The organism is Pseudomonas sp. R5-89-07 (genome assembly GCF_003851685.1).
GTDB lineage: Bacteria > Pseudomonadota > Gammaproteobacteria > Pseudomonadales > Pseudomonadaceae > Aquipseudomonas.
Genome location: NZ_CP027727.1, coordinates 1,918,391 through 1,933,396 on the forward strand (window position 1 = coordinate 1,918,391; position 15,006 = coordinate 1,933,396).

General features: G+C 62.5%; 13 protein-coding genes. 7 read left to right on the forward strand and 6 right to left on the reverse strand.

All coding sequences use genetic code 11. The features are described 5' to 3' along the window. Nucleotides 1-93 precede the first annotated feature (93 nt). The 5 genes from pyk to gcl form a co-directional block, all read right to left on the reverse strand. Nucleotides 94-1,509: a pyruvate kinase gene (gene pyk / locus C4J94_RS08895; RefSeq protein WP_124385817.1), complete on the reverse strand. Its 1,416-nt coding sequence runs from the start codon at nucleotides 1,507-1,509 to the stop codon at nucleotides 94-96. Then, nucleotides 1,499-2,779 carry a glycerate kinase gene (locus C4J94_RS08900; protein ID WP_124385818.1) on the reverse strand — a complete coding sequence of 427 codons (1,281 nt, stop codon included), beginning with the start codon at nucleotides 2,777-2,779 and terminating at the stop codon, nucleotides 1,499-1,501. The genes pyk and C4J94_RS08900 overlap by 11 nt, the downstream gene beginning before the upstream one ends. A 207-nt stretch (nucleotides 2,780-2,986) precedes the next feature. Continuing rightward, the gene (locus tag C4J94_RS08905) at nucleotides 2,987-3,877 is read right to left on the reverse strand and encodes a 2-hydroxy-3-oxopropionate reductase (RefSeq protein WP_124385819.1); all 891 of its coding nucleotides are present in this window, start codon (nucleotides 3,875-3,877) and stop codon (nucleotides 2,987-2,989) included. Between the two features lie 85 nt (nucleotides 3,878-3,962). Next, nucleotides 3,963-4,745 (reverse strand): hydroxypyruvate isomerase, encoded by a 783-nt coding sequence (hyi, locus tag C4J94_RS08910; RefSeq protein WP_124385820.1) that lies wholly within the window; start codon nucleotides 4,743-4,745, stop codon nucleotides 3,963-3,965. 10 nt (nucleotides 4,746-4,755) lie between these two features. Continuing rightward, complete coding sequence (gene gcl / locus C4J94_RS08915; RefSeq protein ID WP_034118907.1) at nucleotides 4,756-6,531, reverse strand: glyoxylate carboligase; 1,776 nt, start codon at nucleotides 6,529-6,531, stop codon at nucleotides 4,756-4,758. Nucleotides 6,532-6,787: 256 nt separating this feature from the next. Here gcl and C4J94_RS08920 point away from each other — a divergent pair, with 256 nt between their 5' ends. Beyond that, entirely contained in the window at nucleotides 6,788-7,228 is a 441-nt protein-coding gene (locus C4J94_RS08920; RefSeq protein WP_124385821.1) for a heme-binding protein, read from the forward strand. A gap of 132 nt (nucleotides 7,229-7,360) precedes the next feature. On the opposite strand, the gene C4J94_RS08925 is transcribed toward C4J94_RS08920, so the two are convergent. Next, nucleotides 7,361-7,966: a TetR/AcrR family transcriptional regulator gene (locus tag C4J94_RS08925; protein ID WP_124385822.1), complete on the reverse strand. Its 606-nt coding sequence runs from the start codon at nucleotides 7,964-7,966 to the stop codon at nucleotides 7,361-7,363. A gap of 143 nt (nucleotides 7,967-8,109) precedes the next feature. On the opposite strand from C4J94_RS08925, the gene C4J94_RS08930 reads away from it, so the two are divergent. From C4J94_RS08930 to C4J94_RS08955, 6 genes are all read left to right on the forward strand, one after another. Beyond that, nucleotides 8,110-9,126, forward strand: a complete 1,017-nt coding sequence (locus C4J94_RS08930) for a LacI family DNA-binding transcriptional regulator (protein WP_256657667.1) — start codon at nucleotides 8,110-8,112, stop codon at nucleotides 9,124-9,126. 147 nt (nucleotides 9,127-9,273) lie between these two features. Beyond that, entirely contained in the window at nucleotides 9,274-10,098 is an 825-nt protein-coding gene (locus C4J94_RS08935; RefSeq protein WP_124385823.1) for an inositol monophosphatase, read from the forward strand. A 62-nt stretch (nucleotides 10,099-10,160) separates the two neighbouring features. Then, on the forward strand, nucleotides 10,161-11,531 hold the full coding sequence (locus tag C4J94_RS08940; RefSeq protein WP_124385824.1) for an MFS transporter: 1,371 nt from the start codon (nucleotides 10,161-10,163) through the stop codon (nucleotides 11,529-11,531). 139 nt (nucleotides 11,532-11,670) lie between these two features. Then, nucleotides 11,671-12,354 (forward strand): oligogalacturonate-specific porin KdgM family protein, encoded by a 684-nt coding sequence (locus C4J94_RS08945; protein WP_177413445.1) that lies wholly within the window; start codon nucleotides 11,671-11,673, stop codon nucleotides 12,352-12,354. A gap of 16 nt (nucleotides 12,355-12,370) precedes the next feature. After that, on the forward strand, nucleotides 12,371-13,648 hold the full coding sequence (locus C4J94_RS08950; RefSeq protein ID WP_124385826.1) for a histidine-type phosphatase: 1,278 nt from the start codon (nucleotides 12,371-12,373) through the stop codon (nucleotides 13,646-13,648). A 66-nt stretch (nucleotides 13,649-13,714) separates the two neighbouring features. Further along, nucleotides 13,715-15,001, forward strand: coding sequence for a histidine-type phosphatase (locus tag C4J94_RS08955; protein ID WP_124385827.1), 1,287 nt, complete (start codon nucleotides 13,715-13,717; stop codon nucleotides 14,999-15,001). Nucleotides 15,002-15,006 lie beyond the last annotated feature (5 nt).

A 15,006-nucleotide genomic window follows, 5' to 3' on the forward strand; every position in this document is an offset into this window, starting at 1 on the left:
TAGGAGCGAGCTTGCTCGCGAAAAACCCAAGGGCGCCGCGTGCATTCAGGATGCCTGCGTCATCGTTGACGTTTTTCGCGAGCAAGCTCGCTCCTACAGTAGGGTTTCGATACGCAGCGAATTGGTAGACCCCAACTGCCCGAACGGCACCCCCGCGGTAATCACCAAGGTATCCCCCCGTTGCGCCATGCCTTGGGCCTGGGCGATCTCCAGCGCGGTGGAACACACCTCATCCACCTGGCGCAGCCGATCGTTGACCACCGAGTGCACTCCCCACGCCACGCTCAAACGCCGCGCCGTGGACAGGTTCGGCGTGAGGTTGAGGATCGGCGCCACCGGCCGCTCCCTCGCCGCGCGCAGGCTGGAGGCGCCCGACTCGCTGTAGTTCACCAGCACCGCCACCGGCAGGATGCTACTGATTCGACGGATCGCACAGCTGATGGCGTCCGACACCGTGGCATCGGCCCTGGGTCGGCTGACGTCCAGCTGAGCCTGGTAATCCGGGCCGTTTTCCACCTGGCGGATAATCTTGCTCATCATCTGCACGGCTTCCAGCGGGTAGTCGCCGGATGCGGTTTCCGCCGACAGCATCACCGCGTCCGCGCCTTCGGCCACCGCATTGGCCACGTCGGTGACTTCGGCGCGGGTGGGTGCCGGGGAGAAGCGCATGGATTCGAGCATCTGGGTCGCCACCACCACCGGCTTACCCAGTTGGCGGCAGGTTTTGATGATGTCCTTCTGGATCTGCGGCACGCTTTCGGCCGGCACTTCCACGCCCAGGTCGCCGCGGGCGACCATGATCGCATCGCTCAATTCGGCGATTTCCTGCAGCCGTTGCACCGCCGAGGGCTTCTCGATCTTGGCCATCAGGAACGCCCGGTCGCCGATCAGCGCGCGGGCTTCGCGGATATCTTCCGGGCGCTGCACGAACGACAGCGCCACCCAGTCCACGCCCAACTCCAGGCCGAACGCCAGGTCGCGACGGTCCTTGGCGGTGAGCGGGCTGAGTTCCAGCAGCGCCTGCGGCACGTTCACGCCTTTGCGATCAGACAGCTCGCCGCCATTGAGCACCGTGGTGTCGATGGCGTCGGCGTGCTGGGTGAGCACGCGCAGGCGCAGCTTGCCGTCGTCCAGCAACAGGTCCATGCCCGGCTCCAGTGCCGCTATGATTTCCGGGTGGGGCAGGTTGACACGACGCTGATCCCCCGGCGTTTCATCCAGGTCCAGGCGCAACGCCTGGCCGCGCACCAATTGCACCTTACCTTCGGCAAAACGCCCCACGCGCAGCTTGGGCCCTTGCAGGTCCATGAGGATGCCCAGCGGGTAGTTCAGCTCGCGCTCTACCTGGCGAATCCACTGGTAACGCTGCGCGTGATCGGCGTGGTCGCCGTGGCTGAAGTTCAGCCGGAAGATATTCACCCCGGCTTCCACCAGCTCGCGGATGTCATCGATCCCATCGGTGGCTGGGCCCAGGGTGGCGAGGATTTTGACCTTTTTGTCAGGCGTCATGTTTGGCAGTCTCAAGGATCAGGATGGCGCGGAAGTCGTTGACGTTGGTGCGGGTCGGCTCGGTGACGATCAAGTCGCCCAGGGCGGCGAAATAGCCGTAGCCGTTGTTGTTATCCAGCTCGTCGCTGGCGCTCAGGCCCAGGGCTTCGGCGCGGCGGTAGCTGCAGGGGGTCATGATCGCGCCGGCGTTGTCTTCCGAACCGTCGATGCCATCGGTATCGCCGGCCAGGGCGTAGACGCCGGGCAGGCCCTTGAGGCTGTCGGTGAGGCTGAGCAGAAACTCTGCGTTGCGCCCGCCACGCCCATTGCCGCGCACGGTGACGGTGGTTTCGCCGCCGGAGAGGATCACGCACGGCGCCGCCAACGGCTGGCCGTGCTGCACGATCTGCCGGGCGATGCCGGCGTGCACCTTGGCCACGTCGCGTGCTTCACCTTCAAGGTCGCCGAGGATCAGCGGGCTGAACCCGGCCTGACGTACTTTCACCGCCACCGCTTCCAGCGATTGCTGCGGCCGGGCGATCAATTGGAAGTGGCTGCGGGCGAGCAACGGGTCACCGGGCTTGACGGTCTCCGACGCGGGGTCCTGCAACCAGTTACGCACCGAGGCGGGAACCTCGATGCTGTAGCGCTTGAGAATCGCCAGGGCCTGTTGCGAGGTGCTTGGGTCGCCGACCGTGGGGCCGGACGCGATCACCGTGGCCTGGTCGCCCGGCACATCGGAAATTGCGTAGGTGTAGACCGTTGCAGGCCACGCGGCCTTGGCCAGTCGCCCGCCCTTGATCGCCGAGAGGTGCTTGCGCACGCAATTCATCTCGCCAATGGTCGCGCCGGACTTGAGCAGGGCTTTGTTGATGCTTTGCTTGTCGGCCAGGGTAATGCCTTCGGCGGGCAGGGCGAGCAATGCCGAGCCGCCACCGGAGAGCAGGAAAATCACGCGGTCGTCATCGTTCAGATGGCTGATCATTTCCAGCACGCGTTTGGCCACGGCGAGGCCGGCGGCATCGGGCACGGGGTGCGCGGCCTCGACCACTTCGATTTTCTTGCATGGCGCACCGTGGCCGTAGCGGGTGACGACCAGGCCGGACACCTCGCCCTGCCAGCAATTCTCCACCACCAGCGCCATGGCGGCGGCGGCCTTGCCGGCGCCGATCACGATCACGCGGCCGCTGCGGTCGGCGGGCAGGTAAGGTTCCAGGACTTGCCGGGGGTGGGCGGCGTCGATGGCTGTGGCAAACAGCTCGCGAAGCAGGTGTTGCGGATCGACCGACATAAGCGGGCTCCCGAGGGGATTTTTGTTATTAGAGGTGCATCAATTTCAGGCTTGAAATAGGGCTAAATGTGGGAGGGGCGGTGCGACGATTCGACTTGCCCCCGATAGCAGTGTTTCAGTCACCTCATCCATAACCTGATACACCGCAATCGGGAGCAAGCTCCCTCCCACCTTTGAATGCATTTCAACAGGGGAAAGTGGTGTGGCTTATTTATCGCGAATCGAAAAATTCGCCATATGTTCCAACCCCTTGATCAGCGCCGAGTGGTCCCAGTTACCGCCGCCAATCGCCGCGCAGGTACTGAACACCTGTTGTGTACCGGCGGTGTTGGGCAGGTTGATCCCCAGCTCCTTGGCACCGGCCAGGGCCAGGTTGAGGTCCTTCTGGTGCAGGTTGATGCGAAAGCCTGGGTCGAAGGTGCCTTTGATCATGCGTTCGCCATGCACTTCCAGGATCTTTGAGGAGGCAAAGCCGCCCATCAGCGCTTCACGCACTTTTGCCGGGTCGGCGCCGTTCTTGGAGGCGAACAGCAGCGCTTCAGCCACCGCCTGGATATTGAGCGCCACGATGATCTGGTTGGCGACCTTGGCGGTCTGGCCATCACCGTTACCGCCGACCAGGGTGATGTTCTTGCCCATCGCCTGGAACAGCGGCAGCGCGCGTTCGAAGGTTTGCGGCTCGCCGCCGACCATGATGCTCAGGGTGCCGGCCTTGGCGCCGACTTCACCACCGGACACTGGCGCATCCAGGTACTGCGCGCCGGTCGCGTTGATCTTTGCCGCGAACGCCTTGGTGGCGGTGGGGGAGATCGAACTCATGTCGATCACCACCTTGTTGGGCGACAGGCCGGCGGCCACACCGTCGTCGCGCAACAGCACGTCTTCGACCTGCGGGGTATCGGGCACCATCACGATGATGAACTCGGCTTCCTGCGCGACTTGCTGCGGGTTGGCCAGGGCCACGGCGCCGGCGCTGATCAGTTCAGCCGGGGCCTTGCCATGATGCTCGGAGAGGAACAGTTGGTGACCTGCTTTCTGCAGGTTGGCGGCCATGGGTTGGCCCATGATGCCGGTGCCGATAAATCCGATTTTAGCCATGAAGAAAATCCTCTTTTTATTCGATAGGCAGACTGGGTGAGGTCTGCCAAACACAGCGGGTCCAAATGTGGGAGGGTTGTGTCTGTTAAATGGCGTTGTGACTTTTGAGCCAGCCAAGCCCGGCTTCGGTGGTGGTCAACGGCTTGTATTCACAGCCGACCCAACCCGCGTAGCCGATGCGGTCCAGGTGCTCGAACAGGAAGCGGTAGTTGATCTCACCGGTGCCCGGCTCGTTGCGCCCTGGGTTGTCGGCCAGCTGGATGTGGTTGATCACCCCCAGGTGCGTGGCCATGGTGCGGGCCAGGTCGCCCTCCATGATTTGCATGTGGTAGATGTCGTATTGCAGGAACAGGTTGTCACTGCCCACCTGCTCGCGAATCGACAGAGCCTGCGCGGTGTTGTTGAGGTAGAAACCCGGAGTGTCGCGGGTGTTGATCATCTCCATCACCAGCTTGATGCCTGCGGCCTGCAACTTCTCGGCGGCGTACTTGAGGTTGGCGACGAAGGTCTTTTCCACGGTTTCGTCATCCACGCCCTGCGGCCGGATGCCCGCCAGGCAGTTGACCTGGGTGTTGCCCAGCACCTGGGCGTAGGCGATGGCCAGCTTGACCCCGGCGCGGAATTCCTCGACCCGGTCGGGGTGGCAGGCCAGGCCGCGTTCGCCTTTGGCCCAGTCACCGGCCGGCAGGTTGAACAGCACCTGGGTCAGGCCGTTGGCGTCGAGCTGCGCCTTGATCTCGGCGGAGCTGAACTCATACGGGAACAGGTATTCCACGCCCTGAAAGCCCGCATCGGCGGCCGCTTTGAAGCGGGCAAGGAAATCCTGTTCGGTAAACAGCATGGACAGGTTGGCGGCAAAGCGCGGCATAGGGTTCTCCTTAATCGAGCAGGGAAATGGCGGTCGGAGCGTCATTGCCGACCAGGGCCAAGTCTTCGAATTCGTTGACGGCGTTGATCTCGGTGCCCATGGAAATATTGGTCACCCGTTCCAGAATAATCTCAACGATCACCGGCACCTTGAATTCTTCGATCATTTCCTGGGCGCGGCGCAGTGCCGGCTGGATCTGGCCCGGCTCGAACACGCGCAACGCCTTGCAGCCCAGGCCTTCTGCCACTGCAACGTGGTCGACGCCATAGCCGTTGAGTTCCGGCGCGTTGAGGTTGTCGAAGGACAGCTGCACGCAGTAGTCCATTTCAAAACCGCGTTGCGCCTGGCGGATCAGGCCCAGGTAGGAATTGTTCACCACCACGTGGATATACGGCAGCTTGAATTGTGCGCCCACGGCCAGCTCTTCGATCATGAACTGGAAGTCGTAGTCGCCCGACAGCGCCACCACTTTGCGGCTCGGGTCGGCCTTGACCACGCCGAGCGCCGCCGGAATGGTCCAGCCCAGAGGGCCCGCCTGGCCGCAGTTGATCCAGTGGCGCGGCTTGTACACATGCAGGAACTGCGCGCCGGCGATCTGCGACAGGCCGATGGTGCTCACGTAGCAGGTGTCTTTGCCGAACACCTGGTTCATCTCTTCGTACACCCGCTGTGGCTTGACCGGCACGTTGTCGAAGTGGGTCTTGCGGTGCAGGGTGGCCTTGCGCTGCTGGCAGTCATGGAGCCAGGCGCTGCGGTCCTTGAGCTTGCCGGCGGCTTTCCACTCGCGGGCCACTTCAATGAACATCGTCAGCGCGGAACCGGCGTCGGACACGATGCCAAGGTCCGGGGTGAATACGCGGCCAATCTGGGTCGGCTCGATGTCGACGTGAATGAACTTGCGGCCCTCGGTATACACCTCCACCGAACCGGTGTGGCGGTTGGCCCAGCGGTTACCGATGCCCAGCACCACGTCCGACTTGAGCATCGTCGCGTTGCCATAGCGGTGGGAGGTTTGCAGGCCGACCATGCCCACCATCAGCGGGTGATCGTCGGGAATGGTGCCCCAGCCCATCAGGGTCGGGATCACCGGGATGCCGGTGAGTTCAGCGAATTCCACCAGCAGCTCGCTGGCGTCGGCGTTGATGACACCGCCACCGCTCACCAGCAGCGGGCGCTCGGCCTGGTCGAGCAGGGCGAGGGCTTTTTCCACCTGAATGCGCGTCGCCAACGGTTTGGCCAGGGGCAGCGGCTGGTAGGCGTCGATGTCGAATTCGATTTCGGCCATCTGCACGTCGAATGGCAGGTCGATCAGCACCGGGCCAGGGCGGCCGGAGCGCATTTCGTAGAAGGCTTTCTGGAACGCGTAGGGCACCTGGCCGGGTTCGAGCACGGTGGTCGCCCACTTGGTGACTGGCTTGACGATGCTGGTGATGTCGACGGCCTGGAAGTCTTCCTTGTGCATGCGGGCACGGGGTGCTTGCCCGGTGATGCACAGGATCGGGATCGAGTCGGCCGAGGCGCTGTACAGGCCGGTGACCATATCAGTGCCCGCCGGGCCCGAGGTGCCGATGCACACGCCGATATTACCGGCCTTGGTGCGGGTGTAGCCCTCGGCCATGTGTGAGGCGCCTTCAACGTGGCGAGCAAGGACGTGATCGATGCCACCCACCTTTTGCAAGGCCGAGTACAGCGGGTTGATCGCGGCGCCTGGGATACCGAAGGCGGTGTCCACCCCTTCACGGCGCATCACCAGGACGGCGGCTTCGATTGCTCTCATTTTGCTCATGATTTTGGTGCCTCTTGCGTTTTGTAATTGTATACAAGTGGTGTCTGGACAAAGTGTATTCACGCCGAGCGACGCAGGTCAATGCATTTTGTAAACTGGCCTTTGCGTTCGTCGGAACGGCTTTTTTCGACGTATGGAAGGTTTGTCTGGAAATATTGTATACAAAAACAAATGTCATTGTGTTCTATTTGTTTGATCGAGCATCTGAACAAACAGACCTCCACCGCATTCCCAATAACAAAAGAAGGACGGCACCATGAGCGCTTTAACCTTGAAACTCGCCACCCAACTGGCCGGCCAGGCCCTCGTCGCAGGGCGTACCATTTCGGCCGCGCCGCTGACCATTGCGGTACTCGACAGCGGCGGCCACCTGGTGACCCTGCAACGCGAAGATGGCGCCAGCCTGTTGCGCCCGCAGATTGCCATCGGCAAGGCTTGGGGTGCGATTGCCCTGGGCAAGGGCTCGCGCCTGCTGGCGCTGGATGCGCAGCAGCGGCCGGCATTTATCGCCGCGCTGAACAGCCTGGGGCAGGGCAGTGTGGTGCCGGCGCCCGGTGGCGTGTTGATTCGGAATCAGGACGGTGTGGTGCTGGGGGCAATCGGGATCAGCGGGGATACGTCGGATATTGACGAGCAGTGCGCGATTACGGCGATCGAGGGGGTGGGGTTGATGGCGGATGCGGGGGTGTCAGCCTGATCTGGGGTGGCCTTGAAAAGCATCGGGGGCAAGCCCCCTCCCACACTTGATCGGGTTTACACATTTCTATTTGAGAATACAGTCAAATGTGGGAGGGGGCTTGCCCCCGATTAGGCCAGGCGCCTCGGTACATCAATCCGGCTCACACCCCTTGAGCACCAACCGGATAATCGTCCGCGCCGCCGCCTCATAGTCCGCTTCATCCAGCTTGGCTTTGCCTGTCACCGCTGAAATCTGCCAGTCAAAATCGGCATAGGTCTGGGTCGCAGCCCAGATGCTGAACATCAAGTGATTAGGCTCGATCGCCGCAATCAGGCCACGGTCCACCCAGCTCTGAATGCAGTCGATATTGTGCTTGGCCTGGGCATTGAGCTGTTCGACCTGTTCGGCGCTCAGGTGCGGGGCGCCGTGCATGATTTCGCTGGCGAACACTTTGGAGGCAAACGGTAGGTCGCGGGAGATGCGGATTTTCGAACGAATGTAATTGCTCAACACTTCCTTGGGTTCGCCTTCGGGGTTGAACGGCGTGGAAGCGGCGAGGATCGGCTCGATGATGCTTTCGAGCACCTCGCGGTAGAGGTTGTCCTTGGACTTGAAATAGTAATAGACGTTGGGCTTGGGCAGCCCCGCCTTGGCGGCGATGTCGCTGGTTTTGGTCGCGGCGAAGCCCTTGTCGGCAAACTCCTCGCTCGCCGCCCGCAGGATTTTTTCTTTGTTGCGCTCGCGAATGGTGCTCATAAACCAGGAACTTCCTTGCCATGACAGGCGGTTGCGCATGGTAGCACCGGCTATCCGCGGGCCTCAACAACGCGCATTGCCACGCTTTCCCTGGGCGGCGTTTGCCATTACCGTAGCGGATCTTTCGCAGTGGGCACTGGCCGATGGACTCCTCTGAAAAAAACGTGATTACGTCCCTGGATGTGGCCCGGCATGCCGGCGTTTCGCGTTCGGCGGTGTCGCGCACATTTACCGCTGGCGCCAGTGTGGCCCCGGCGACGCGGGAGAAGGTGCTGGCTTCGGCCAAGGCTCTGGGCTATCAGGTCAACATGATTGCCCGCACCATGAACAAAGGCAGCAGCAACTTCGTCGGCGTGGTCACCGCCGGTTTCGACAGTGCCTTTCGTGCCAGCCTCTTGAGCCCCATCGCCCATAGCCTCAGCCGTCGGGGCTTGATGCCGTTGCTGATGAATGCCGACGACCCGGCGCAGCTTGAACAGTCGTTGCATGCGCTGCTCAGCTACCAGATTGCCGGGGTGATCCTGACCTCGGCTTCGCCGCCATTGTCGGTGGTCCAGCATTACCTGGACCGACAGATCCCGGTGGCGATGATCAATCGCGGCCATGAATTGCCGGGGGCCGAAGTGGTGGGCAGCGATAACCGCGCCGGCGGGCGCATGGCCGCCGAAGCCTTGCTCAGGGGCGGGGCGCGGCGCCTGGCGTTCATCGGTCAGGGCGAGCACAACTTCAGCAGCCGCGAACGTTGGCTGGGGTTCTCCGAGTGCCTGGCCGAGGCCGGCGTCGAGGTGCAGACGGTGTTCAATGAAACCCCCGGTTATCAGGGCGGCCTGCAAGCCTTGTTGGCACTCTTCAGTCAGGGGGATGGGCCGGATGGGATTTTCTGCGCCACCGATATGCTGGCGCTCGGGGCCATGGATGCACTGCGCTATACGTTGCACCGCCAGGTACCGCAACAGGTGCAGGTGATTGGCTTCGACGATATTGCCCAGGCCGCGCAACTGGCCTATGACCTGACCACCGTGCGTCAGGACAGCGTGCAACTGGCGCAACGCGCGGTCAGCGCCATTGTTTCACGGGGCGAGAATTTCACGCGCATCAAAGAGTTCGAGCCGGTGCCGGTCACCTTGATCGAGCGTGGCACCACGAAGTTTCAGAAATAAAATTTCAATATTGTATTGAAGTGAAAATTTATTTCGTGTTGTATGGGTGGCAGTGGTGAGTGGCTGACTTCTGCAAAAGGGCAGGCCTTCACTTTTTTTTTCCCAGTTGATTGCACACGTGTGCAATCTGCGTTGAAGGCAGGCTTTATGACTCAAGCACAGACGTTACCGGACCTGGATCACCTGGCAGCGCGTTACGCATTGGTGCGTCAGGTCGCGATGGAAGCCGCGCAGCGTGGCATGACGTATTACCAGCAGCGCGAGCAACTGAACGTCGAGCACAAGGATTCGGTGCCCCAGGACGTGGTCAGCATCGCCGACCGCGAGCTGGAGGCGTTTATCAAGGCACGCCTGGCCGAGCAGTTTCCCGAGGATGGTTTTGTAGGGGAGGAGGGCGGTGCCGCCGGCTTGCAGGCGCGGTGTGTGTGGGTCGTGGACCCCATCGACGGCACCAGTTGCTTCGTCAATGGCTTGCACACCTGGTGTGTGTCCATCGGTTTGCTGGTGGACGGCCAACCCTGGCTCGGTGCCGTGGCCGACGCCAATCACAACGAGCTGTTCCACGCTTGCCGCGGCCTGGGCGCCTTTGTGAACGACACGCCAATCCGGGTCAGCCCGGCTGCGGATATTCGCTACGGCGTGACCGGTGTCGGCACCTCCCATCGGCGCGGCAAGGAGCATTTCATCCCGTTCCTGAGTGGCTTGCTGGAGGGCGGCGGCATGTTTATCCGTAACGGCTCCGGCGCGTTGATGATCGCCTACGTCGCGGCCGGGCGCCTGGTGGGCTACTACGAAACCCATATCAATAGCTGGGATTGTGCGGCAGGCCTGGTGCTGGTCAGTGAAGCCGGCGGCCGTTGCAGTGATTTCCTGCGCGGCGATGGCTTGCTCGGCGGCAATCCGTTGCTGGTGGCCAGCCCCCAGGTGTACCCGCAACTGGCCGAATTGATCGGCCCGTCACTGGAGGCCTGAGCCCGTTTCACGATCCCGTGTTTCAACGTACAGCGAATAATAACAATAGGAGACTGTCCGCCATGAAATCCCTGCTGTCCTTGTTCCACGCCGCGCCCGCGCGGCCCCTGGTGGCCGACCCCGATGGGCGACGTTTTCGCCGGGTGCGCTGGCTGACCTTTTTATCCATGTCCTTGAGCTACGCGCTGTTCTACGTATGCCGGTTGTCTTTCAATGTGGCCAAGCCAGCGCTGGTGGGCCAGAACCTGCTGAGCCCCACGCAACTGGGCATGATCGGTTCGGCGTTGTTCTTTACCTATGCGGTGGGCAAGCTGGTCAATGGTTTTCTGGCTGACCATGCCAATGTGCGACGTTTCATGATGCTCGGGTTGTTGATCAGTGCGGTGGTCAACGCCTGCATGGGCCTGACCACCAACGCGGTCATTCTCACCCTGGCCTGGGGCCTGAACGGTTGGGCCCAGTCCATGGGCGTGGGGCCGTGCGTGGTGTCGTTGTCGCGCTGGTATGCCGACAAGGAACGCGGCACCTTCTATGGCTTCTGGTCGATTGCCCACAGTCTGGGCGAGGCGCTGACCTACATCGCCGTCGCGGCCGTGATCGTGACCTGGGGCTGGCAATACGGCTACTTCCTGGCGACCGCCATGGGCGTGCTTGGCATGTTGCTGATCTACCTGTTCATGGCTGACTCGCCGCAGAGCGCGGGCTTTCCTGAAGTGGACGGCGGCCGCGAGGAAGTGCTGCTCAAGACCGTCGGCAAGTGGGGCGCGCAACTGGCACTCTTGAAAAACCCGGCGCTGTGGCTGCTGGCCCTGGCTTCATGCCTGATGTACATCGGCCGGTATGCGGTGATTTCCTGGGGGGTGTTCTTCCTGGAAAACGCCAAGGGCTACAACACGCTGTCGGCCTCGGCGCTGATCTCCATCACCGGTGTGTTCGGCATCGTCGGCACGGGCCTGAGCGGGCTGATCTCCGACCGCTTCTTCAGCGGCCGGCGCCATGGCCTGGCGATCCTGTTTGGTTTGACGAACAGCGCGTCGTTGGGGATGTTCCTGTTTTTGCCCGGTGGCCACTACTGGCTGGACGCGGCGGCGATGATGCTGTTCGGCCTGTCCATGGGTGCGCTGCTGTGTTTCCTCGGCGGCCTGATGGCCGTGGACATTGCCGCTAAAAGTGCAGCCGGTGCGGCGCTGGGCATGATCGGCATTGCCAGCTACGCCGGGGCGGCGGCGGGCGAGATTCTCACCGGAGTGCTGATCGAGCACGGCACGACCCTGGCCCAAGACGGCAGCAAGCTGTACGACTTTCATACCCTGTCGCTGTTCTGGCTGGGCGCCTCATTGATTTCAGTGCTGATGACCGCGTTGTTTTCCGGGCAGGTTCACCGCCGTAAGCGAAAACAACGGCCTCTGGTCGATACGCCGTTAACGAACTGATCACCCTTTGGTTTCAACAGTTCCGAGTCATCGGAAGCGGTACCGCTGCGCGCGTAAAACAGCAAAGTTGTCGTCATCCACAATAAAAATAACAGGTGAAAATATGAGGAAGTTGAGCGCTGGACATTGTGGGAAAGTATTGAGGCGATACTCGTTTATCGGCCTGGTGATTGCCTCCACCACCACCCAGGCGCTGGAGCTGGATTACCAGCACCAGTACTCCGAAGTGGAGCGTGAGCATAAAGACAAAGTGATGCTGACCCAAGCCCTGGACAATGGCCTGGCCTTTTCCTTCGAAGCCGTGATGGCCACTGCGCCTGACAGCGATGGCGGACCCGGCAAGGCGTTTTCCCGCCTGACCAAGGACGAACTCAAAGCCAAGGTCAAGTACAGCCACAAGCTGGGCGCCCAGTGGAAACTCAAGCCCAAGTTCACCTACGCCGACGGCAAGGATAAGAAGTCCTATAAGCCGTCGCTGAAAGTGTCCTATGCCCTCACCGAGAAGTTCTCCATTACGCCGGGCTATTACCACAAGCTCACGCGGTATGACGAAACCGGCAAGGCCGACAAGCACGACGACGCGGTCGAGCTGGGCGCCAAGTACAAGTTCGGCCTGTTATCGGTTGGGGTCGGGCGCAAGCAGATTTACAGCAACCAGATTGTCTTCGACGGCACGCGCAAGAACTACAGCAACAAGCTGTTGTTGGAATACAAACTGACCAAACGCCTGACGCCCTACCTGGAAGTGGCCGACGTGTATGTCGACAAAGACACTGACCAGCGCCAGGCCCGCTATCGCGTGGGCTTCTCCTACGAATTCTGATGAAAGGAACCCGAGCATGACCCTACTCAATCGTACGGGCCTGGCGTTGGCCATGTTGACGCTATGCACCGGCCTGCAGGCTGGCGAAACCAACCATTACGTGCTGGAAAAAGCCGTGCAGGTCAGCCGCCATGGCGTGCGCTCGCCCACCGATAGCGACAAGCTGGTCAAGGCCACCGGTCGCGCCTGGACGCCATGGTTGGTGCAGGACGGCGAGCTGACCGGCCACGGCTACCTGGCGGCCAGTTACATGGGCGCCTGGCAGGCCGCGTATTACCGCAATGCCGGCCTGCTGGCCAGCGGCTGTGCGCCGCCGGGCAGCCTGGTCGTTGTGGCCAGCCCCAAGCAGCGCACGCGCTCCACCGCCGCCGCGCTGCTCGACGGCATGTTTCCCGGCTGCGGTGAAAAGGCCTTGGCCCGCAGCAAGCCGGACCCGCTGTTCCAGACCGATGAAATGCCGTTTGCCAAGGTCGACCCGGCCGTCGCCAAGGCGCAGATCCTGCAAGCCCTGGGCGGCGACCTGCACGCCGCCCAGGAGCGTCTGCGCCCGGACCTGGAGCGCCTGAAAAACGCGGTGTGCGAAGCCGGCAAGGCCTGTCCGTTCTTCGACACGCCGTGGGTCTTGAAGGAGGGCGATGGTGGGCGGTTCAAGATCAAGGGCCTGGACAAGGCGTCGTCGATGGCCGAAACCATTCGCCTGCAATACAGCGAGGGCATGCCCCTGGCCGATGTCGCCTTCGGCCATGCGCGGGACGCCGCACAGGTCTCGGCCCTGGGGCGCCTGCACCGGGCCAAATACGATTTCGTCAATGACACGCCGCACATCGCCAGCCGTGGCGGCTCGCAGTTGATGAACCAGATCGTGCTGGCCCTGGAGCAGGGCACGCCCTGGGAGAAAAACGATCCGTTGGGAAACCCGCCGCCGGCGCGCCTGTTGATGCTGGTGGCCCATGACACCAATATCTCGCACTTGCGCACCATGCTCGGGTTTACCTGGCAGTTGGGTGAATACCAGCCGGGTAATATCCCGCCCACCGGCACCCTGGCGTTCGAGCGCTACCGTGACACCGAGACCGGCGAGCGCTTTATCCGCACGCGGTTTATCACCCAGGGCATGGACCAGATACGCGCCTTGCAACGTCTGGATACTGAGCATCCGCCGTTGCAGGTCGACTTCGATCAACCTGGCTGCCAGCACACCCCCGTTGGCACGCTGTGCCCCATGGCGCAGTTCGTCGAGCGCACCGGCCGTGCCATCGACCGCACGGCGCTGACGGCTTACCGCTACCCTTGACCCGGCGCGGCCGTTCCCGCTCGCGGGCGGGAATGGCCCGGCGTAGACCCGACACAGGACACCGTTATGTTTGCTTGTTTCTTACGCTTTACCCCGTTGCTGCTGGCCAGCCTGGTTTCGCTGCAGGCCCAGGCCGAACCCGTCGACGGCTTTGTGCTGGACAAGGTGGTGCAGGTCAGCCGCCACGGCGTGCGTCCACCCACCGACGGTGCGAAACTGGCCAAGGTTACCGGGCGCGCGCTGCCCAACTGGTCGGTGGCGGATGGAAACCTCACCGGCCACGGTTATGCCGCAGCGGTGGAGATGGGCCGTTACCGCGGCCAAGTGCTACGCGCCGCCGGGCTGCTGTCCAACGGCTGCCCGGCGCCTGGCCAAGTGTATGTGCGCGCCAGCCCTCTGCAACGTACCCGGGCCACGGCTTCGGCGCTGCTCGATGGCCTGTTCCCTGGCTGTGGGTTGCAACCGAGCGTGGTGCACGGCGACCAGGATGCGCTGTTCCAGGCCGACAAAATGCCCTTCGCCCGTCTGGACCTTCAGCGCGCCGAAGACAGCGTACTGGCGCGCATGGGCGGCAGCGTGGCCGGCGCTCAAGCCCGCTACCACGATGCAGAACAGCAGTTGCGCAAGGTCATCTGCGCCGCCTCCAACCCGTGCGCCTACGCCGACGAGCCCTGGCAATTGATCCAGGACGAAGACGGTCGCCTGGCGATCAAGGGCTTGAACACCCAGGCCAACCTCGGCGAGACCTTCCGCCTGGAGTACAGCGAAGGCTTGCCGCTGGACCAGGTTGCTTTTGGCGCCGGGCGCAGTGCGCAGCAGGTGTCCCAACTGACCACGCTGACCAAGGCCAAGTACGACTTCATCAACGACAACCTCTACATCGCCAGCCGTGGCGGTTCGCAGCTGATGAACCAGATTTCCCTGGCGCTCAAACAAGGCACGCCCCAGGCCATTGACGACCCGCTGGGCATGCCGCCTGACGCGCGCTTCACCTTGCTGGTAGCGCATGACACCAACATTTCCTACCTGCGCACGCTGCTGGGTTTTCGCTGGACCCTGGGCGATTACCTGGAGGGCAATATCCCGCCAGTGGGCAGCCTGCAATTGGAGCGCTACAAGCAGGTCGCGACCGGCCGCTACTTCCTGCGCGTGGCGTTCGAGGCGCAGTCCCTGGACCAGATTCGCCAGTTGACGCCGCTGACCGCGGCCCAGCCGCCGCTGCACGCCGATATGGCTGGGGCTGAGGGCTGCGTTCACCCCTCAGTGGGGGTGCTGTGCCCCTTGGCCAGTGCGTTGCAACGGCTGGACCGAAACATTGATCGCAGCGCGCTGACGCCGTACCACTATCCATAACGGCG

What these genes read in the sequence shown, in the direction of transcription:
- pyk (WP_124385817.1), bottom strand. Translation starts at nt 1,509, where the DNA reads ATGACGCCTGACAAAAAGGTCAAAATCCTCGCCACCCTGGGCCCAGCC.
- C4J94_RS08900 (WP_124385818.1), bottom strand. Translation starts at nt 2,779, where the DNA reads ATGTCGGTCGATCCGCAACACCTGCTTCGCGAGCTGTTTGCCACAGCC.
- C4J94_RS08905 (WP_124385819.1), bottom strand. Translation starts at nt 3,877, where the DNA reads ATGGCTAAAATCGGATTTATCGGCACCGGCATCATGGGCCAACCCATG.
- hyi (WP_124385820.1), bottom strand. Translation starts at nt 4,745, where the DNA reads ATGCCGCGCTTTGCCGCCAACCTGTCCATGCTGTTTACCGAACAGGAT.
- gcl (WP_034118907.1), bottom strand. Translation starts at nt 6,531, where the DNA reads ATGAGCAAAATGAGAGCAATCGAAGCCGCCGTCCTGGTGATGCGCCGT.
- C4J94_RS08920 (WP_124385821.1), top strand. Translation starts at nt 6,788, where the DNA reads ATGAGCGCTTTAACCTTGAAACTCGCCACCCAACTGGCCGGCCAGGCC.
- C4J94_RS08925 (WP_124385822.1), bottom strand. Translation starts at nt 7,966, where the DNA reads ATGAGCACCATTCGCGAGCGCAACAAAGAAAAAATCCTGCGGGCGGCG.
- C4J94_RS08930 (WP_256657667.1), top strand. Translation starts at nt 8,110, where the DNA reads ATGGACTCCTCTGAAAAAAACGTGATTACGTCCCTGGATGTGGCCCGG.
- C4J94_RS08935 (WP_124385823.1), top strand. Translation starts at nt 9,274, where the DNA reads ATGACTCAAGCACAGACGTTACCGGACCTGGATCACCTGGCAGCGCGT.
- C4J94_RS08940 (WP_124385824.1), top strand. Translation starts at nt 10,161, where the DNA reads ATGAAATCCCTGCTGTCCTTGTTCCACGCCGCGCCCGCGCGGCCCCTG.
- C4J94_RS08950 (WP_124385826.1), top strand. Translation starts at nt 12,371, where the DNA reads ATGACCCTACTCAATCGTACGGGCCTGGCGTTGGCCATGTTGACGCTA.
- C4J94_RS08955 (WP_124385827.1), top strand. Translation starts at nt 13,715, where the DNA reads ATGTTTGCTTGTTTCTTACGCTTTACCCCGTTGCTGCTGGCCAGCCTG.